Source organism: Escherichia sp. E4385 (assembly GCF_963883145.1).
In the GTDB taxonomy this organism is placed as follows: Bacteria; Pseudomonadota; Gammaproteobacteria; order Enterobacterales; family Enterobacteriaceae; genus Escherichia.
The window spans coordinates 227,853-246,200 of sequence record NZ_CAWOOJ010000014.1; the positions used below are offsets into that span (position 1 = coordinate 227,853).

Genomic DNA, 18,348 nt, shown 5'->3' on the forward strand with positions numbered 1-18,348 from the left:
GCCCGTCACGCTACTCGTCAATGATTGACTCGAACCCACCGTAGATCATTCGTTTACCATCAAACGGCATGGACTCGCCGAACTCTTTCATCCGTGGGTCCGACATCATCTTCTGATTGGCAGCGTCGCGGACCTCTTTTGAAGGGTATTCAATCCAGCTAAAAACCACTTCCTCATTCTCTTCCGCTTTGACCGCCATACGAAAATCGGTCACTTTGCCATTCGGTACATCGCTGGCCCAGCATTCAACAATGCGCAGGGCGCCAAACTCTTTAAACAGCGGCGCGGCCTTTGCGGCCATTTCACGATAGGCATCCTTTTTGTCGGCAGGAACAGCAACCACAAAACCATCAACATACTTCATCAGACATACCTCCGAAGCGTACCGTGCAGCCAGAAAATTCTTGCGGCATCAGTCGTGGTTAAAGTTTAGCCACATTGGGATTTTTTGACGAAACGGTGGGGAGGCAGAAATGGGTGGGGGCCCTGCCAGCTACATCCCGGCACACGCGTCATCTGCCTTGGCTGCTTCCTTCCGGACCTGACCTGGTAAACAGAGTAGCGTTGCGGGAGAACCAACAGAGCCCCCATTGAGAGCGTTGAGAACCAACGCGCAGGCGCATTATCACTGCTGCCCCGGCTAATTGCAACCCATTGCGTGCCAGATGCTGGTTTCTTGCGCAATGCGACTTCACTCGGACGTTTTTCCAGATTATGCTGAAAAATTACCTCAGGAAGAAAAGATGGAAAAAGAAGATTCATTTCCCCAACGCGTGTGGCAAATCGTAGCCGCTATTCCCGAAGGGTATGTCACTACTTACGGCGATGTCGCGAAACTGGCAGGATCGCCCCGTGCCGCGCGCCAGGTGGGCGGTGTGTTAAAGCGCCTGCCCGAAGGCAGCACTTTGCCCTGGCATCGGGTGGTTAACCGCCACGGCACAATCTCATTAACCGGACCAGATTTACAGCGTCAGCGCCAGGCATTACTGGCAGAAGGCGTGATGGTATCGGGAAACGGACAAATCGACTTACAGCGTTATCGCTGGAACTACTAACCCTCTCCGGGCGGAGAGGGTTAACTTCGCTTAATATTGCGTAGGAGCTGGAACTGCCGAAGACGGATTCACCTGAGTTGGTGAAGTCGAAGGTATGGTAGTTGTTGCACCACCACTGGCCTGGACAGGCACGGCGGTTTGCTGAACCGGCACCAATGTCAGGTCGGCTTTGGTTCCCCCCTGATTGACAACCGGCTGGACGGTATCGGTAATAAATACCAGTTTGTCATTCACGGTAATCGCCGCACTCAACAGAATACGCGCGTTCGGCTGAACATCTGCCGGGTTAAATGGCAGAACAAAGCTGAATGGCGACTGTTTACCTTCGGTACGCACCGCTTTTTGCGCCAGTACTTTAGACGGCGCATCGGCTAACGACGCGTCAGAAAGTGTCACGGTCAGCACAGCATCGGGAGGCAGTGCGACTTTCTGACGGATCCAGACCGTACCGGAGACATTAGGTTGCTGTATAGCAGGTTGTTGTGTCGCCGCAATAGAGGTATTTGCAGCAGGTGCTGGCGTCTGGATATCCGCGCTTTTATCAGCGCAAGCCGCCAACGCAATCGCAACCGCTAAACCACTGGCCATGTGCACGAGTTTCATTCACTTCTCCTTATTATCAATGCACCAGCGGGCTAACTTTCCTCGCCGGAAGAGTGGTTAACAAAATCGTAACGTCAATAAGTGTGGCACAAATCACGTATTTACGCCTGCATTTAGCCCGTAATTCAGACCATTGCACCCATCGGACCAGTGACAAAATTGCGTTATACTCAACTCACTTTGGCTTGCTGCGGCAGCTTTGTTACTGGAGAGTTAATATGAGTCAGGCCTTAAAAAATTTACTGACATTGTTGAATCTGGAAAAAATTGAGGAAGGACTCTTTCGCGGCCAGAGTGAAGATTTAGGTTTACGCCAGGTGTTTGGCGGCCAGGTCGTGGGTCAGGCCCTGTATGCCGCAAAGGAGACAGTACCCGAAGAGCGTCTGGTGCATTCATTCCACAGCTACTTTCTTCGCCCTGGTGATAGCAAGAAGCCGATTATTTATGATGTCGAAACACTGCGTGACGGCAACAGTTTCAGTGCTCGACGTGTGGCAGCGATTCAGAACGGCAAACCCATTTTTTATATGACAGCGTCTTTCCAGGCGCCAGAAGTTGGATTCGAACACCAAAAAGAGATGCCTCCGGCCCCAGCGCCCGATGGTTTGCCTTCGGAAACACAGATCGCCCAGTCGCTGGCGCACCTGCTGCCGCCAGTGCTGAAAGATAAATTCATCTGCGATCGTCCGCTGGAAGTGCGTCCGGTGGAATTTCATAACCCACTGAAAGGTCACGTCGCCGCGCCGCATCGTCAGGTGTGGATCCGCGCAAATGGTAGCGTGCCGGATGATCTGCGCGTTCATCAGTATCTGCTGGGGTACGCTTCTGATCTTAACTTCCTGCCGGTAGCTCTACAGCCGCACGGCATCGGTTTTCTCGAACCGGGGATTCAGATAGCCACCATTGACCATTCCATGTGGTTCCATCGACCATTTAATTTAAACGAATGGCTGCTGTATAGCGTGGAGAGCACGTCAGCGTCCAGCGCCCGAGGATTTGTGCGCGGTGAGTTTTATACCCAGGACGGCGTACTGGTTGCCTCGACCGTTCAGGAAGGGGTAATGCGTAATCACAATTAAAAAAACAGCCGGAGGTGAAAACCGTCCGGCTGCCAGATAGTTGGTAACATGCTTTTGTTGATGCCGGATGCGGGGTAAACGCCTTATCCGGCCCACCAATTATTGTAAATTCAACAAATTGTGATTTTTAATGTAGGCCTGATAAGCGCAGCGCATCAGGCTAAATTGCATTTGATTGCTTGTTACGCGTTATAGGCATTTTCGCCGTGGCTGTTGACGTCCAGCCCTTCTCGCTCCTGTTCTTCCGGCACACGCAGGCCAACCGTCAGATCCGCCAGTTTGTAGCCGATAAATGCCACCACACCGGACCAGACGATCGTAATGGCGACGCTTTCCAGCTGTACCAGCAACTGATGCCCCATCGTCACACCTTCAGCGAAGCCCACGCCGCCCAGCGAGCTGGCGGCAAAAATCCCGGTCATGATACAGCCGACAATGCCACAAACGCCGTGCACACCGAAGACATCGCAAGGATCATCGACCCGCAACAGGCGTTTGAGCATGGTAACGCCCCACAAGCCCGCCAGACCAGCTACCACGCCGATAATCAACGCACCGCCAACCCCAATGTAGCCACAGGCTGGCGTCACGCCGACCAGACCGGCAATCGCGCCAGAACACGCCCCCAGCAGTGAAGGCTTACCACGCAGCGCCCATTCACCGAAGATCCAGCCAAGAATTGCCGCCGCCGTTGCCACCACTGTATTCACAAATGCCAGGGCCGCGATTTCATTCGCCGTGCCCGCTGACCCGGCGTTAAAACCAAACCAACCGATATAGAGAATGGCAGTCCCGGTGAAGACCATTGGCAGGTTGTGCGGTTTAAACGCCTCTTTGCCAAAGCCCACGCGTTTACCTATCAGATACGCGCCCACCAGACCGGCGATTGCGGCGTTAATGTGCACCACCGTGCCACCCGCGAAATCCAGCGCACCATGAGAAGCCAGCAAACCACCGCCCCAGACCATATGCGCAATCGGAATGTAAGAGAGCGTCAGCCATACCACCACGAAAATCAACACAGCTGAGAAGCGGATCCGTTCCGCCAGCGCCCCGACTATCAAGCCGACGGTAATGCAGGCAAACGATCCCTGAAACGCCACGTGGATATACTGATAAATGCTGCCCATCACCGCCGTCAGTTCGATGTTTTTCAGCATCAACCAGTTGATGTTGCCAAAGAAGTTGTTGCCCTCACCAAACGCCAGCGAGTAACCGTAAACCACCCAGAGAATACAGACCAGTGCAAACGTCACGGTTACCTGCGTTAGCATCGACAGCACGTTTTTGCCGCGAATCAACCCGCCGTAGAACAGGGCAATCCCCGGAACAGTCATAAACAGCACCAGCGCAGTACAAATCATCATAAACGCATTGTCGGCTTTATCGGCCACCGCAGGTGCAGCCATGACCAGTCCCGGCAGCATCGCCAGTGAAGCAAGCCCAGTTTTTATCGTCGCTATCTTCATTTTTCGTTCCTGTTGCTGTGTGCCAGAGATTACAGCGCCGCTTCGTCGGCTTCGCCGGTACGAATACGAATGACGCGTTGCAATTCAGCGACGAAGATTTTGCCATCGCCAATTTTTCCGGTGTAAGCCGCCTTACTGACGATATCGATCACTTCATCGAGTTGATCATCAGCAATCGCCACATCAATTTTTACTTTTGGCAGGAAATTGACGCTGTATTCCGCGCCCCTGTACAGCTCAGCATGGCCCTTCTGACGCCCGAAACCTTTCACTTCGGTGACGGTCAGGCCCTGAATACCAATGGAAGATAACGCTTCACGAACGTCTTCCAGCTTGAATGGTTTGATTATCACGGTCACCAGCTTCATAGATCCTCTCCGGTCAGAATTCGGTAATGGTTCTGCTACACGAAGAAGGTATTGCAAGCGGTGTGCCAGAAATGAAAAACGAGAAAGAGAGCAGGAAGTTAAGAAGATTGAAAATAAAAACGCACTATGACAGTGCACAGTGCGTTACATTTTTGCACCACCGATGAAATTTTGCGCTAATCAGGCGCTCAGGGATTCATCTTCACGCACGCTGGCTGCCAGCTCTTCGCCCGCAAGTTGCAGTTGATACATCTGCCAGTAGCGCCCCTGGGCGGCCAGCAGTTGCTGGTGAGTGCCCTGTTCCACAGCCTGACCACGATGAAGCACCAGAATGGTATCAGCATCAACAATGGTCGATAAGCGGTGAGCAATCACCACCAGCGTAGTGTGTTCACGCACCGCCGCCAGAGCGTGCTGAATCGCCTGTTCAGTACCGGAGTCAATGCTGGCGGTTGCCTCATCAAGGATCAGGATTTGCGGCGTCTCCACCAGCACGCGTGCCAGTGCCAGCAGTTGCTTTTGCCCGACTGAGAGATTATTCCCCTGCTCGCCCAGCGGCGTATTAATACCGTCGCTCATGCTACGCGCGAGTTCCGCCAGTTGTACCGTTTCCAGCGCCTGCCAGACGCGCTCTTCGGAGATATCACGTCCCAGCGTCACGTTGGCGAGGAAGGTATCCGCCAGCACTACCGGATCTTGCTGCACCATCGCCACGCCGTGACGCAGCGCGCTATGACTGAGCGAACTTAACGGACGTCCATCAAGCCGAATCACACCTTCTGTTAGTGGGTAATAGCCCATCAGCAAACTTGCCAGGGTACTTTTGCCGCTACCGGTATGCCCCACCAACGCCACAAAGCTGCGCGAAGGAACGGCAAGATTAATATTTTTCAGCACCAGATTGTCATCGCGATAAGCAAACGACACGTTATCGACATCAATGGTGCCGCTCTGTAACGGGCGATCATCATTGCCATATTGCTGGCGCGGTCCGTCCATCAGTTCAAACACACGCTCGCCAGCAACAACAGCCTGTTGCAGCATCGCCTGCTGCGTGGTCAGTTCGATTAAGGGTTCGTTAAGTCGCCCCAAATAGCTGATAAACGCATACAGCACACCCACTTCAATGGTGCCGCTGGCGGAGAAGCCAAACAGCATCAACAAGCCACAAAGAATGAGCGATGAAAACAGACTCAGCAGGGGACGCAGTAAAAAGCCGTCCAGCCGTAGCGTTTGCATTCGCGCCATATAGTGTGAACGGCTGGCTTCGCCCATACGTTCGCCAAATCGCGCCTGCTGGCGGAACTGCTGGATGACGCTCATGCCGTTAATAACTTCGTTAAAGCCGTCGTTGATATCAGCCAGATAGGCGCGTACACGGCGGACAATCGGCGTACTGTAACGCTGGTATATCACCATCACCACCAACACAACCGGGAATATCATTATCGCTACCAGCGCCATTCGCCAGTCGAGACTGAACATCGCTACCAGCATCGCCCCTACCAGGGCGGCACTACGCAAAACAGTTGCGACCACGGTAACGTAGAGATCGCGGATAACTTCAGTATCATTGGTAACGCGGGAAATCACCTGCCCGACCGGCTGAGTATCAAACTCACTCAACGGTTGGCGCAGTGCAGCATCCATCACATCGGTACGTAACTGTTGTACAACGCCTACTGCCGCCCGGTTAAACAACAGCGACTGCGCGTAATGTAGCCCGGCGGCAAACAGTTGCAGTACGACATATGCCGCCGCCAGCCCGACAACCATTTTCAGCGGCAGATTATTTTTCGCCACCATATTGTCGATAAAGTAACTGACGAGCAGCGGGCAGCTCACTTCTGCCGCCGCTGCCACCCACATCATCAACACTGCGATACCCAGCGGTTTACGCCATGGTGAACCGTAAGCTAACAGGCGCTTCAGAGTCGGCCAGAGTTGGCTAAAACTACGCATCAACGGCCTCCTCGTGATTTTCCGGAGCATCGTTGAGCGCCGCTTCCAGTTGTTGATAGCGATACATATCGCGATACCAGCCGCTTTGTTGCGCCAGCACATCATGATCGCCGCGCTGGGCAATATGCCCATGCTGCATCACAATAATTTCACTCGCTTCGGTCAGGGCAGAAAGGCGATGGGCGCTGATAATCACCGTTCTCCCCTGCCCCCACTGGCGCAGGTTATGGAGAATCTGGTATTCCGTACGACCATCTACCGCCGATAGAGCATCGTCAAGAATGAGGATTTCCGCATTCACCAGCAATGCCCTGGCAATGGAGATTCGCTGTTTTTGCCCACCGGAAAGCATCACGCCGCGTTCGCCCACTTCTGTGTCGTAACCTTGCGGCAGACGCAAAATATCGTCATGCACGCTGGCTAACCGCGCTACGTGTTCAATTTCTTGCTGGGTGGCATTTGGGCAACCCAGCGCGATGTTATTAGCAACCGTGTCAGAAAAAAGGAACGGTGTCTGGCTAACTACCGCCAAGCGGCTACGCCAGCTGTCGAGTTGCAACTGCGTCAAAGGAATATCATGAAAACGGATATCACCCTCGGTGACATCAAAATGACGTTGAATTAATGACAGCACAGTACTTTTGCCGGAGCCGGTCGGCCCGCAAATTCCCAGCATCTGACCCGGTTTCAGCGCAAAACTGACATTCTCGAGCGCAGGGTGATGAGTTTGAGGATACGTAAACTGACGAATATTCACATCCAGTTCACCACGACCTTCTGGCACCTTATCTTTACCATCAATAACGACTGGCGCTTCGGCCAGCATGCTACGAATTCGGCTATACGCCGCGCTGCCACGCTCCACAATGTTAAACATCCACGCCAGCGCCAGCATCGGCCAAATCATCAAACCAAGGTACATCATAAAACTGGTGAGCTGGCCCAACGTTAAGCTGCCCTGCACGACCATCCAACTACCACCGCCAATCGCCAGTAAATTCGCCATGCCAATCGCGATATAAATGGTCGGATCGAAACGAGCATCAATGCGCGCTACTCGCATGTTTTTCTTACCGGTATCTTCGGCATCTGCGGCGAACAGCGCAGACTGGCGATCCTCCAGACCAAAGGATTTAATCATGCGAATACTGGTCAGACTCTCCTGGGTACGATCGTTAAGGCTGGAAAAGGCGGCTTGTGCCAGCTTAAAGCGTTCATGCAAGGCATCGCCGTTGCGTTTAATCATGATTGCCATCACTGGCATCGGCAACAGCGCTATTAAAGTTAACTGCCAGCTAATCTGCGTTGACATCATTATCAGCACTGCGCAACCCATCACCAGCGAATCCACCAGCGTTAGCACCCCTTCACCGGCGGCAAATACCACACGATCGACGTCATTTGTCGCACGGGCCATAAGGTCGCCCGTACGATGACGCAGATAAAACTCTGGATGCTGGCGGCTTAGCTGGCGGTAATAGTCTTCACGCAGTTCAACAGCCAGTTGATAAGACGCGCCGAACAGCAGTACGCGCCAGACGTAGCGCAGGAGATAAACCACGACTGCAATCAACACCATGGTGGCGATCCACATCAGGATCTGCCCGGTAGTAAAGTGTTTTTCTGTCACGCCATCGACAACAATACCAACGACTTTTGGCGGGATCAGTTGCAGAATCGCAATAATGACAAGCAAGGCAACAGCCCCGAGATAGCGGCGCCATTCCCGGCGGAAATACCAGCTTAGTTGAGCAAATAATCGCACGCGTTATGTCCTGACCTGATCCTGGATAATTATTCGATAGGTAACGAGGTAGTGTACTTAATCTGTTCCATCGCGAAGCTGGAAGTGACGTCCGAAAGCCCCGGCACACTGTTAACCAGACGCTTATAAAACTCATCGTAGCGCTTCATATCAGCAACCTGAACCCGCATCAGATAATCGTATTCACCGGCCATGCGCCAGAAACCGAGAACTTCCGGCATTTCCGTGACGACCGTAACAAAGCGACAATACCATTCACTGCTGTGATGTTGCGTTTTAATCAGCACAAAAGCAGTCAGACCCAGGCCAATTTTTTCCGGATCCAGCAACGCGACTTTGCCGATAAGAATACCGTCATCTTCCAACCGTTTCAGACGCTTCCAGCAAGGCGTGGTTGTCAGATTAACGGCTTCTGCCAGTGCCTGCAAAGAAAGGGTGCAATCCTGCTGTAATAAGGCCAGCAGCTTACGGTCAATTTTATCTAACATAGCCAATCCACAGAGAATTATTTTCTCTTTTGATTCTATTTTAAAGGCCAAATAGCGACAATTTATTCCGTGCGATTTCACAGAGAATGCACAAAATGACAAATTCGGGGCAAAAAAAACCGGGCAGTTGCCCGGTGCTGGAAGGGATCTCGTTATTCGGGGGAATAAGGTAGATGTGGATTATCCAGCCAGTGCGTCAAAAAGTGAGAGACAGCCTGATTACGGCAGTGTCCAATCACCGGTAAATGAGGGAGTTCCGCACGCAATTGCGGCATCGCATTACCCATAATGAAGCCCTTACCGACGCTGCCTAACATTTCGCGATCATTCATCGCGTCACCAAAGGCCATACAGTCACGCAGCGAAAAACCTAAATGTTGGGTCAGCACCGTCAACGCAGCGCCTTTATTGCAGCCCACCGGCAGCACTTCCAGGCAATCAGTCGCGGAAAAACACAAATGTGCATGCTCACCTAAAGCTTCGTGTAGTTGGATCTGCAAGCGTGCAAGATCGTCGTGATCGCCACAGAAACAGATCTTGGTGACTCGATCGAGTGGCATTTTTTTGACATCGATTATCTGATAACGAAAACCGCTATAGACAAATGCCTGCAACAGCGCAGGGATCTCTTTCCCGGTAAACCAACCATCGTCATTGAAGATATGCATGCTGGCTCGGGTATCCCATTGCTGATACAACACCAGCTCCGCCACATCCGCAGGTAAATCATCACGATGTAAAAGTTCGCCTTCCAGAGAGTGCACACGCGTGCCGTTGCCGGTAATTAAATACGCATCCAGCGATAGCGCCCCGAGAATATGCTGCATCTCCAACGCATGACGACCCGTAGCAAATGTAAGGGTAATATCGCGTTCACGCAGGCGCGCCAGAGTAGAGAGCGTTTTCTCACCTAAATGATGGTCAGGCATCAATAAAGTGCCGTCCATATCAAATGCTGCCAGACGAGCCATTTCTTTCTCCACTCTGTGACACGGTTAATGGTGATTGAGTATCACTTGATATATACGGAAGTAATAGTGAATAGATAAAAAATATTGTTCCGGGTTTATATGCGACTGCTTAATCGTCTTAACCAGTATCAACGTTTGTGGCAACCTTCCGCCGGAGCACCACAATCCGTTACCGTCAGCGAACTGGCGGAACGTTGCTTTTGCAGTGAACGCCATGTACGCACATTGTTACGTCAGGCGCAGGATGCGGGATGGCTGGAGTGGCAGGCACAATCCGGGCGCGGAAAACGCGGGCAACTGCGCTTTCTGGTGACGCCGGAATCCTTGCGCAATACGATGATGGAACAGGCGCTGGAAAGTGGAAAACAACAGGATGTGCTGGAACTCGCGCAGCTGGCGCCTGGCGAACTGCGTACCATGTTACAACCGTTTATGGGCGGGCAATGGCAAAACGATACCCCGACATTGCGTATTCCTTATTATCGCCCGCTCGAACCACTGCAACCGGGTTTTTTAGCCGGACGTGCCGAACAGCATCTCGCCGGGCAAATTTTTTCCGGCCTGAGCCGTTTCGACAATAACTCCCAACGCCCAATTGGCGATTTAGCGCATCACTGGGAAACGTCTGCTGACGGGTTACGCTGGGATTTTTATCTTCGCTCAACCCTACACTGGCATAACGGTGATGCAGTAAAAGCAACACAGCTACATCAACGCTTGCTGATGCTGCTACAGTTGCCTGCCCTGAGGCAGTTATTTATTAGCGTGCAGCGTATTGAAGTCACCCACCCGCAGTGTCTGACCTTCTTTTTAAATCGCCCCGATTACTGGCTGGCACACCGACTGGCGAGCTATTGCTGCCATCTGGCGCATCCGCAATTACCACTGGTAGGAACCGGACCTTTCCGCTTAACACAATTCACACCGGAACTGGTGCGACTCGAAAGCCATGATTATTACCATTTACGTCATCCGCTACTAAAAGCGGTTGAGTACTGGATAACCCCGCCGCTTTTTGAAAAAGATTTGGGTACGAGTTGTCGGCATCCCGTCCAAATCACCATCGGCAAACCAGAGGAATTGCCACGGGTCAGTCAGGTCAGTAGCGGCATCAGTTTAGGTTTTTGCTATTTAACGTTGCGCAAAAGCCCCCGACTGACTCTCTGGCAGGCACGAAAAGTGATCACCATTATTCATCAATCCGGTTTACTACAAACGTTAGAAGTCGGAGAAAACCTGATCACCGCCAGTCATGCATTGCTGCCAGGCTGGACTATTCCGCAATGGCAAGTACCGGATGAGGTCAAACTACCGGAAACTTTGACGCTGGTTTATCACCTGCCGGTGGAACTTCATGCCATGGCAGAACAGCTACGAACGAAGCTGGCAGCAGAAGGTTGCGAGCTAAAGATTATTTTTCATAACGCGAAAAACTGGGATGGAGCCACGCCACTGGAGCAAGCAGACCTCATGATGGGCGACAGATTAATTGGCGAAGCGCCGGAATATACCCTTGAACAGTGGCTGCGCTGCGATCCGCTGTGGTCACATGTTTTTACTGCCAGTACATACGCACATCTGCAATCGACACTGGATGCCGTGCAAATAATGCCTGATGAAGAAAAGCGATTTAATGCCCTGAAAATGGTGTTTAGCCAGTTAATGGCTGACGCAACGCTGACACCACTGTTCAACTATCACTATCGCATTAGTGCGCCGCCAGGCGTGAACGGTGTGCGACTGACACCGCGCGGCTGGTTTGAATTTACCGAGGCCTGGCTACCCGCACCGTCGCAATGAAGAGCTGGCCCGGGTTAACCGCAGGCGTTACCATAACGTTTTATCGATTTAGCAGGATGATTTATGAAACGTGCTGTCGTTGTATTCAGTGGGGGCCAGGACTCTACAACCTGTCTGGTGCAGGCATTGCAACAATATGATGAAGTCCATTGCGTGACGTTTGATTACGGTCAGCGCCATCGCGCAGAGATCGACGTTGCGCGCGATCTGGCGCTGAAACTGGGCGCACGCGCGCATAAGGTGCTGGATGTCACCCTGCTTAACGAGCTGGCAGTCAGCAGTCTGACGCGTGACAGCATTCCAGTGCCAGATTATGAACCTGAAGCCGATGGCATCCCGAATACGTTTGTTCCAGGGCGTAATATTTTGTTCCTGACGCTCGCGGCGATTTACGCATATCAGGTGAAAGCCGAAGCGGTGATCACCGGCGTCTGCGAAACAGATTTCTCCGGCTACCCGGATTGCCGCGATGAGTTTGTGAAAGCACTAAACCATGCCGTCAGTTTGGGCATGGCGAAAGAGATTCGTTTTGAAACGCCGCTGATGTGGATTGATAAAGCGGAAACCTGGGCGCTGGCGGATTATTACGGCAAGCTGGATTTAGTGCGTAACGAAACACTGACCTGCTATAACGGCATCAAAGGCGATGGTTGCGGTCATTGTGCTGCATGTAATCTGCGCAGTAATGGGTTGAATCATTATCTGTCCGATAAACCAGCGGTGATGGCTGCGATGAAGCAGAAAACAGGGTTGAAGTAATTATTCCGGGTGTTGCCGGATGCGGCATAAGCATCCGGCACAACAAAACGTTTACTTAACCATCTGCTCCAACTTTTCGCGCAGCTCCCCTTCCAGAGCTAAAGCCTTCTGCGTTTTAAGATCAATACAAACAAACGTGATAAGCGCATCCGCCACCACCTGCCCTTCCGGCTCCAGAGTAATAACCTGGCTTAAGATGCCGCTTTTACCGTTTAATTGCTGTAACTGGCTCGTAATGGTTAACAGGTCGCTTAATACCGCCGGGCGGCGATAGTTGATATTGATATTCACCACCACGAAAGCGATGTTATGGGCGGTCATCCATTGAAAACTGTCGCTGTTTTCCAGTCCATCCCAGCGGGCTTCTTCGAGAAACTCAAGGTAGCGGGCGTTGTTTACGTGCTGGTAGACGTCGAGATGATATCCACGAACTTTGATTTGTGTTTGCATAGCGCAATAACCTTACGTTGTTGTTATAAGTACAGAGGCCATAACTGGTATGACCTCTTCAGTCTGGCAAAAAATTGCCACTATGCAAATTAATTACAGGGTTAATACCGCCAGATTACGTTCCACCAGCGAATTGCCCATCCCCGGCACCTGCTTTAGATCCTCCACCGTTTTAAACGGGCCATACTCTTCGCGATAACTGACAATCGCCTGCGCTTTCTTCAGGCCAACGCCATTCATCGCGCGGGCTAGCTCTTCCGCGCTGGCATTATTAATGCTGACTCTGGTGCCTTCCTCATCACTGGCTTTCGCCGGTACTGCCGCTTTGCTTTGTACTGCAGTGGCTTCCGCTTTGGTTTCGACCGCCGCCGGTTTCGCTGCAGGAACTGCCGCCAGCGCGCTATGAGACATTCCGGCACAGGCCAGGGACAGGGTAATGAGCAGTGCTTTGATTCCGTGTTTCATACTGTTTTCTCCTTGTTTGTTAACAGTGGAATCACCTTAACGGCAGTGAAAACAGTAAACAAATGGCAATGTTCAGAAATGGAAAAGGCCGCGAAAGCGACCTTTTCTTGTTACAGCTGCAAAGCATTTTTTTGCGAGGCGGCTTCAGGATTATTGCTGTTCCAGCGCATCGCCAATTTTGATTTTCGCCTCTTTGCGCAGGTTACTCATCAGAGCTTCAAAGACGATTTGTGCGTTGTTTTGGGTAATACCCTGCACCATCGCTTTTTTCTGCTCTTCCGGCATTGAACCTTGCTTCACTTCGTCCAGCGCCAGCAGAACGACATTGCCCTGCATATCGGTCGCCATACCGTAGCTCGGTTTGTCTTTCGCTGGCAGAGGCAGAGCAAATGCCGCCTGGCTAATCGGGTCACGGCCAGAACGGCTTAAGGTTTTCGGCTCACCAAATTTCACACTGGCAGCTTGCATAGCTTCCGCACCTTTGCCCGCTTTCAGATCAACCAGCAGTTTTTCAGCATCCACTTTCGCTTGCTGTTCAGCTTTGTTGTGCTGAACCATCGCTTTAACCTGTTCCTGAAAATCTGCCAGCGGTTTAACCGCTTCCGGTTTATGCTCACTGATACGCAGAACGAATGCACGATCGCCGTCTACGGTGATGATGTCAGAGTTGATGCCCGGTGCGCCGTTTTCACCAATCAGACCGCCGTTAAAGATAGCGTCCGCCACCGGTTTGAAGTTTAACTCTTCCGGCAGCTTATCTTTGCTGAACCAGCCAGTCTGAGTAGCTTTAACGCCCGCTGCCTGCTCTGCACCTGCCAGAGATTCAGTGTCGTTGCTTGCTGCATCGCTTATTTTCTGTTGCAACGCGTAGTATGCATCCAGCGCTTTTTCGTGTTTCACTTTCGCTGCGATTTCGTCACGCACTTCGTCTAACGACTTCACTTTTGCTGGCTGAATGTCATCCAGACGGACGATCAGGAAACCTACCGAGGATTTGATCACACCAGAAAGCTGGCCTTTTTCTTTCAGACCGGCATTTTTCAGTTCGTCTGGGGTGGTGGAGTCTTCTAACCAACCCATATCACCGCCGTTACGGGCAGAGATAATATCAGCAGATTTTTCTTTTGCTAACGCGGCAAAATCACCGCCTTTGTTCAGCGCATCAAGTACAGCTTTCGCTTCATCTTCAGTTTTGGTCTGGATGATGCTGTAGCGCGTGCGCTGCGGCTGGGTGAATTGATCCTGATGCTGATCGTAGTAGCTCTGGATATCCGCATCGCTAACCGGTTGCTGCATCGTGGCAGCATCCAGCTTGATGTAGCTCACGCGGAACTGTTCCGGAGTCATGAAATTGTTTTTGTTTTGCTCGTAGTAGCTGGCGATTTCTGGTTCGGTCACAGCTTGCTTAGCCGCCAGCGCATTAACGTCGATAGTCGCTTCACGCACTACACGTTGTTGAGCGACCAGCGCGGCCAGTTCGTCAGTTTCACCTTTCAGCATAAAATCGGTGCCAGCAACGCCATTAATCAGCTGTTGGGTGGTGAGCTGGTTACGCAGCGCCTGCGCGTACTGATCGGCACTCATTCCCATTCGGTTGAGGATATCGTTGTAGCGGCTGTTATCGAACTTGCCGTCAACCTGGAAAGCCGGGGTCGCGAAAATCGCCTGCTTGACCTGCTCATCGCTGATACCCAGTTTCAGTTCGCGAGCGTACTGATCCAGTAGAGCCTCGTCGATAAGACGATTCAGCACCTGTTGACGCAGGGTTTTCATATAGCCTTCGTTCGCCGCCAGCTCGGAGTATTGATCGCCCAGCTGTTGCTGCATGCGATTACGCTCGCTGTTGAAGGCGTTCTCGAACTGCCCACGGCTGATTTCCTGGTCATTCACTTTTGCGGCGTAGTTATTGCCTCCGCCAATCAGGTAACCACTCACGCCGGTCAATATGAACGACACGATAATGATACCGAAAATAATCTTGAGCACGAGACTGTTTGCAGCCGTGCGTAAGCTGTCCATCATGGTGTAACAACACTCCGCTGTAGATGACTGTATACCTCACGCAACTTATCGCTGCGCGCAAAGGCCTATTGTGACAAGAAACGGGGGCAATTGTCAGCCCACAATGCGCAGAAAGTCACGGAATACAAATAAAAAAGGCACATCAGTAGATGCGCCCTTGAACTTCGTCACATCCCCAATGGGGACAACACTTAGTTTACCGCGTCTTTCAGTGCTTTACCTGCACGGAAGCTCGGTACTTTAGCTGCAGCGATGGTGATCTCTTTACCGGTCTGCGGGTTGCGACCAGTACGGGCAGCACGCTCTTTAACGGCAAAAGTACCAAAACCTACCAGTGCTACATCATCCCCTTCTTTCAGGGATTCAGTTACGGAAGCAATAATAGCATCTAACGCACGGCCAGCCGCAGCTTTAGAGATATCAGCCCCTGCAGCAATCTTGTCAATCAATTGAGATTTATTCACTCTTCTCTTCCTCTTTATAATTTATCTCGCACTTGAATCCTTCAAGGTGCGAACGCGCAGCAGTTATATCAGGCCAGCCATCCCCTTACAACACCCCTTAATAAGGGCAAGCCTAATCCGCCCTCTAACTTAACGAGACAAAAAAAGGCTGGCAAGTCCGAATTTACCTGCCAGCCCTTTTTTTATTAGTGCATTTTGCGCGAGGTCACTATTTTGCGGTTACAACCTGCATGCCAGACGGTTCATTTTGCAACGCGAGAGTCAGAACTTCCTCAATACGTTTCACCGGATGAATGTCCAGATCGGCTATCACGTTGTCTGGAATCTCTTCCAGATCGCGTTTATTTTCGTACGGAATTAACACAGTTTTAATTCCACCACGATGCGCCGCCAGCAGTTTTTCTTTCAAACCGCCGATTGGTAACACTTGGCCACGCAAGGTTATCTCGCCCGTCATCGCCACATCGGCGCGAACCGGGTTACCGGTCAGGCAAGAAACTAGCGCAGTGCACATGGCAATACCAGCGCTCGGACCATCTTTCGGCGTCGCACCTTCCGGTACGTGCACGTGGATGTCGCGTTTTTCGTAAAAATCTGGATTGATCCCCAGTTTTTCCGCACGCGCACGAACCACCGTTAACGCCGCCTGAATGGACTCTTGCATCACTTCGCCCAGCGAACCGGTATAAGTGAGTTTACCTTTGCCTGGTACACACGCAGTTTCGATGGTCAGCAAGTCGCCGCCGACTTCTGTCCACGCCAGACCCGTTACCTGACCGACGCGGTTTTCGTTATCCGCGCGACCATAGTCGAAACGTTGTACGCCGAGGTAGTCATGCAGGTTATCGCCGTTAATTTCGATATGTTTTAATGACTTATCGAGAAGTAACTGCTTAACCGCTTTACGGCATAGTTTGGAGATTTCACGCTCCAGACCACGCACGCCTGCCTCACGGGTGTAGTAACGAATAATGCCGATAATGGCGCTATCGTCGACGGTCAGCTCACCTTTTTTCAGCGCATTACGTTCAATCTGCTTCGGCAGCAGGTGACGTTTGGCGATGTTCAGTTTTTCATCTTCGGTATAACCGGAGAGGCGAATCACTTCCATACGATCCAGCAGCGGTGCCGGAATGTTCATGGAGTTCGACGTCGCGACAAACATCACGTCACTCAGGTCGTAATCCACTTCCAGGTAATGGTCGCTGAACGCCACGTTCTGCTCTGGATCCAACACTTCAAGCAGTGCGGAGGCCGGATCGCCACGCATGTCAGAAGACATTTTGTCGATCTCATCGAGCAGGAACAGCGGGTTTTTCACGCCCACTTTCGCCATTTTCTGGATCAATTTACCCGGCATAGAACCGATGTAAGTACGGCGGTGACCGCGGATTTCCGCTTCATCACGCACGCCGCCCAGTGCCATACGAACATATTTACGTCCTGTGGCTTTGGCGATGGACTGACCCAGGGACGTTTTACCTACCCCCGGCGGCCCTACCAGGCAGAGGATCGGTCCCTTGATTTTGTTTACACGGCTTTGAACCGCGAGGTACTCAAGGATACGATCTTTCACGCGCTCCAGACCATAATGATCGGTATCGAGGATTTCTTGCGCCTGACGCAGGTCTTTTTTGACCTTGCTACGCGCATTCCACGGCACCTGTACCATCCAGTCGATATAACCACGCACCACGGTTGCTTCTGCCGACATCGGAGACATCATTTTCAGCTTCTGCAGTTCTGCTTCCGCTTTTTCTTTTGCCTCTTTCGGCATTTTCGCCGCGTCGATTTTACGCTTCAGGGCTTCGTTTTCGTCCGGCGCGTCGTCCATTTCGCCGAGTTCTTTCTGAATGGCTTTCATCTGCTCGTTCAGATAGTACTCACGCTGGGATTTCTCCATCTGTTTTTTCACGCGGTTACGAATACGTTTCTCAACCTGCAGCAGATCGATTTCCGATTCCATCATCGCCATCAGATATTCCAGACGCTCGTTAACGTCGGACATCTCAAGAACAGACTGTTTGTCAGCCAGTTTCAGCGGCATATGCGCGGCAATGGTATCTGCCAGACGCGCAGGATCGTCGATGCTGTTAAGCGACGTCAGCACTTCTGGTGGGATTTTCTTATTCAGCTTGATGTAGCCTTCGAACTGGCTGATTGCAGTACGCACCAGCACTTCCTGTTCCCGCTCCTCAATGGTCGGCGATTCCAGATACTCCGCCTTCGCAGAAAAGTGTTCGCCATTGTCAGAGAGCGCAGAAATACGCGCGCGCTGTAACCCCTCGACCAGCACTTTGACGGTGCCGTCAGGCAGCTTCAGCATCTGCAATATAGAGGCCACGGTCCCGACGGTGAAAAGATCGTTTACACCCGGCTCATCCGTTGAAGCTTCTTTCTGCGCGACCAGCATAATTTTTTTATCATGGTCCATCGCCGCTTCCAGACAACGGATAGATTTTTCCCGCCCGACAAATAAGGGGATGACCATGTGCGGATAAACCACCACATCGCGCAGCGGCAATACGGGGATTTCAATGCGTTCAGAACGCTCAGGATTCATAGAGCTCTCTCTTAGTTTAATTTCCGCCAGGTAATCAGATGACACGACTGTGCTTCACGCCATCT

17 protein-coding genes and 1 other RNA gene are annotated in these 18,348 nt (G+C 51.8%); 4 read left to right on the top strand and 14 right to left on the bottom strand.

What is annotated here, in order from left to right; all coding sequences use genetic code 11:
* Positions 1-10 precede the first annotated feature (10 nt).
* A complete protein-coding gene (locus AACS80_RS15500) occupies positions 11-364 on the bottom strand; it encodes a DUF1428 domain-containing protein (RefSeq protein ID WP_064529090.1) in 354 nt (117 codons plus the stop codon).
* 120 nt (positions 365-484) lie between these two features.
* Positions 485-581, bottom strand: an RNA gene (gene ffs / locus AACS80_RS15505) — signal recognition particle sRNA small type.
* A gap of 162 nt (positions 582-743) precedes the next feature.
* Between ffs and AACS80_RS15510 the strand changes: the two genes are divergently transcribed.
* Complete coding sequence (locus AACS80_RS15510) at positions 744-1,055, top strand: MGMT family protein (protein WP_130215477.1); 312 nt, start codon at positions 744-746, stop codon at positions 1,053-1,055.
* A 30-nt stretch (positions 1,056-1,085) separates the two neighbouring features.
* On the opposite strand, the gene AACS80_RS15515 is transcribed toward AACS80_RS15510, so the two are convergent.
* The gene (locus tag AACS80_RS15515) at positions 1,086-1,658 is read right to left on the bottom strand and encodes a YbaY family lipoprotein (RefSeq protein ID WP_131160985.1); all 573 of its coding nucleotides are present in this window, start codon (positions 1,656-1,658) and stop codon (positions 1,086-1,088) included.
* Positions 1,659-1,876: 218 nt separating this feature from the next.
* Between AACS80_RS15515 and tesB the strand changes: the two genes are divergently transcribed.
* Complete coding sequence (gene tesB, locus AACS80_RS15520; RefSeq protein WP_130223207.1) at positions 1,877-2,737, top strand: acyl-CoA thioesterase II; 861 nt, start codon at positions 1,877-1,879, stop codon at positions 2,735-2,737.
* Between the two features lie 182 nt (positions 2,738-2,919).
* On the opposite strand, the gene amtB is transcribed toward tesB, so the two are convergent.
* From amtB to cof, 6 genes are all read right to left on the bottom strand, one after another.
* Complete coding sequence (gene amtB, locus AACS80_RS15525) at positions 2,920-4,206, bottom strand: ammonium transporter AmtB (RefSeq protein ID WP_130206280.1); 1,287 nt, start codon at positions 4,204-4,206, stop codon at positions 2,920-2,922.
* 29 nt (positions 4,207-4,235) lie between these two features.
* Positions 4,236-4,574 (bottom strand): P-II family nitrogen regulator, encoded by a 339-nt coding sequence (glnK, locus tag AACS80_RS15530; RefSeq protein WP_000780338.1) that lies wholly within the window; start codon positions 4,572-4,574, stop codon positions 4,236-4,238.
* Positions 4,575-4,754: 180 nt separating this feature from the next.
* The gene (locus AACS80_RS15535) at positions 4,755-6,536 is read right to left on the bottom strand and encodes a SmdB family multidrug efflux ABC transporter permease/ATP-binding protein (RefSeq protein WP_135409616.1); all 1,782 of its coding nucleotides are present in this window, start codon (positions 6,534-6,536) and stop codon (positions 4,755-4,757) included.
* Positions 6,529-8,301: a SmdA family multidrug ABC transporter permease/ATP-binding protein gene (locus AACS80_RS15540; RefSeq protein ID WP_130206276.1), complete on the bottom strand. Its 1,773-nt coding sequence runs from the start codon at positions 8,299-8,301 to the stop codon at positions 6,529-6,531. Before AACS80_RS15540 ends, AACS80_RS15535 begins: the two co-directional genes overlap by 8 nt.
* A gap of 29 nt (positions 8,302-8,330) precedes the next feature.
* Positions 8,331-8,789, bottom strand: a complete 459-nt coding sequence (gene decR, locus AACS80_RS15545; protein WP_000884589.1) for a DNA-binding transcriptional regulator DecR — start codon at positions 8,787-8,789, stop codon at positions 8,331-8,333.
* Positions 8,790-8,941: 152 nt separating this feature from the next.
* The gene (cof, locus tag AACS80_RS15550; protein ID WP_135406152.1) at positions 8,942-9,760 is read right to left on the bottom strand and encodes an HMP-PP phosphatase; all 819 of its coding nucleotides are present in this window, start codon (positions 9,758-9,760) and stop codon (positions 8,942-8,944) included.
* Positions 9,761-9,859: 99 nt separating this feature from the next.
* Here cof and AACS80_RS15555 point away from each other — a divergent pair, with 99 nt between their 5' ends.
* Positions 9,860-11,560 (top strand): SgrR family transcriptional regulator, encoded by a 1,701-nt coding sequence (locus AACS80_RS15555; RefSeq protein WP_135409615.1) that lies wholly within the window; start codon positions 9,860-9,862, stop codon positions 11,558-11,560.
* A 63-nt stretch (positions 11,561-11,623) separates the two neighbouring features.
* Positions 11,624-12,319: a 7-cyano-7-deazaguanine synthase QueC gene (queC, locus tag AACS80_RS15560; protein WP_135409614.1), complete on the top strand. Its 696-nt coding sequence runs from the start codon at positions 11,624-11,626 to the stop codon at positions 12,317-12,319.
* A gap of 51 nt (positions 12,320-12,370) precedes the next feature.
* Here the strand turns inward: queC and fadM are convergent, their stop codons facing one another.
* From fadM to lon, 5 genes are all read right to left on the bottom strand, one after another.
* A complete protein-coding gene (gene fadM, locus AACS80_RS15565; protein WP_001194534.1) occupies positions 12,371-12,769 on the bottom strand; it encodes a long-chain acyl-CoA thioesterase FadM in 399 nt (132 codons plus the stop codon).
* A 93-nt stretch (positions 12,770-12,862) separates the two neighbouring features.
* Positions 12,863-13,234: a helix-hairpin-helix domain-containing protein gene (locus AACS80_RS15570; protein WP_135409613.1), complete on the bottom strand. Its 372-nt coding sequence runs from the start codon at positions 13,232-13,234 to the stop codon at positions 12,863-12,865.
* A 150-nt stretch (positions 13,235-13,384) separates the two neighbouring features.
* On the bottom strand, positions 13,385-15,256 hold the full coding sequence (ppiD, locus tag AACS80_RS15575) for a peptidylprolyl isomerase (protein WP_135409612.1): 1,872 nt from the start codon (positions 15,254-15,256) through the stop codon (positions 13,385-13,387).
* Positions 15,257-15,447: 191 nt separating this feature from the next.
* Positions 15,448-15,738, bottom strand: a complete 291-nt coding sequence (gene hupB, locus AACS80_RS15580) for a nucleoid-associated protein HU-beta (RefSeq protein WP_254892905.1) — start codon at positions 15,736-15,738, stop codon at positions 15,448-15,450.
* Positions 15,739-15,928: 190 nt separating this feature from the next.
* On the bottom strand, positions 15,929-18,283 hold the full coding sequence (lon, locus tag AACS80_RS15585) for an endopeptidase La (RefSeq protein WP_064527151.1): 2,355 nt from the start codon (positions 18,281-18,283) through the stop codon (positions 15,929-15,931).
* Positions 18,284-18,348: the final 65 nt, after the last annotated feature.

Bases quoted from the DNA above. Each gene is read 5' to 3' on its own strand.
- AACS80_RS15500 (WP_064529090.1), bottom strand. From the start codon at position 364: ATGAAGTATGTTGATGGTTTTGTGGTTGCTGTTCCTGCCGACAAAAAG.
- AACS80_RS15510 (WP_130215477.1), top strand. From the start codon at position 744: ATGGAAAAAGAAGATTCATTTCCCCAACGCGTGTGGCAAATCGTAGCC.
- AACS80_RS15515 (WP_131160985.1), bottom strand. From the start codon at position 1,658: ATGAAACTCGTGCACATGGCCAGTGGTTTAGCGGTTGCGATTGCGTTG.
- tesB (WP_130223207.1), top strand. From the start codon at position 1,877: ATGAGTCAGGCCTTAAAAAATTTACTGACATTGTTGAATCTGGAAAAA.
- amtB (WP_130206280.1), bottom strand. From the start codon at position 4,206: ATGAAGATAGCGACGATAAAAACTGGGCTTGCTTCACTGGCGATGCTG.
- glnK (WP_000780338.1), bottom strand. From the start codon at position 4,574: ATGAAGCTGGTGACCGTGATAATCAAACCATTCAAGCTGGAAGACGTT.
- AACS80_RS15535 (WP_135409616.1), bottom strand. From the start codon at position 6,536: ATGCGTAGTTTTAGCCAACTCTGGCCGACTCTGAAGCGCCTGTTAGCT.
- decR (WP_000884589.1), bottom strand. From the start codon at position 8,789: ATGTTAGATAAAATTGACCGTAAGCTGCTGGCCTTATTACAGCAGGAT.
- cof (WP_135406152.1), bottom strand. From the start codon at position 9,760: ATGGCTCGTCTGGCAGCATTTGATATGGACGGCACTTTATTGATGCCT.
- AACS80_RS15555 (WP_135409615.1), top strand. From the start codon at position 9,860: ATGCGACTGCTTAATCGTCTTAACCAGTATCAACGTTTGTGGCAACCT.
- queC (WP_135409614.1), top strand. From the start codon at position 11,624: ATGAAACGTGCTGTCGTTGTATTCAGTGGGGGCCAGGACTCTACAACC.
- fadM (WP_001194534.1), bottom strand. From the start codon at position 12,769: ATGCAAACACAAATCAAAGTTCGTGGATATCATCTCGACGTCTACCAG.
- AACS80_RS15570 (WP_135409613.1), bottom strand. From the start codon at position 13,234: ATGAAACACGGAATCAAAGCACTGCTCATTACCCTGTCCCTGGCCTGT.
- ppiD (WP_135409612.1), bottom strand. From the start codon at position 15,256: ATGATGGACAGCTTACGCACGGCTGCAAACAGTCTCGTGCTCAAGATT.
- lon (WP_064527151.1), bottom strand. From the start codon at position 18,283: ATGAATCCTGAGCGTTCTGAACGCATTGAAATCCCCGTATTGCCGCTG.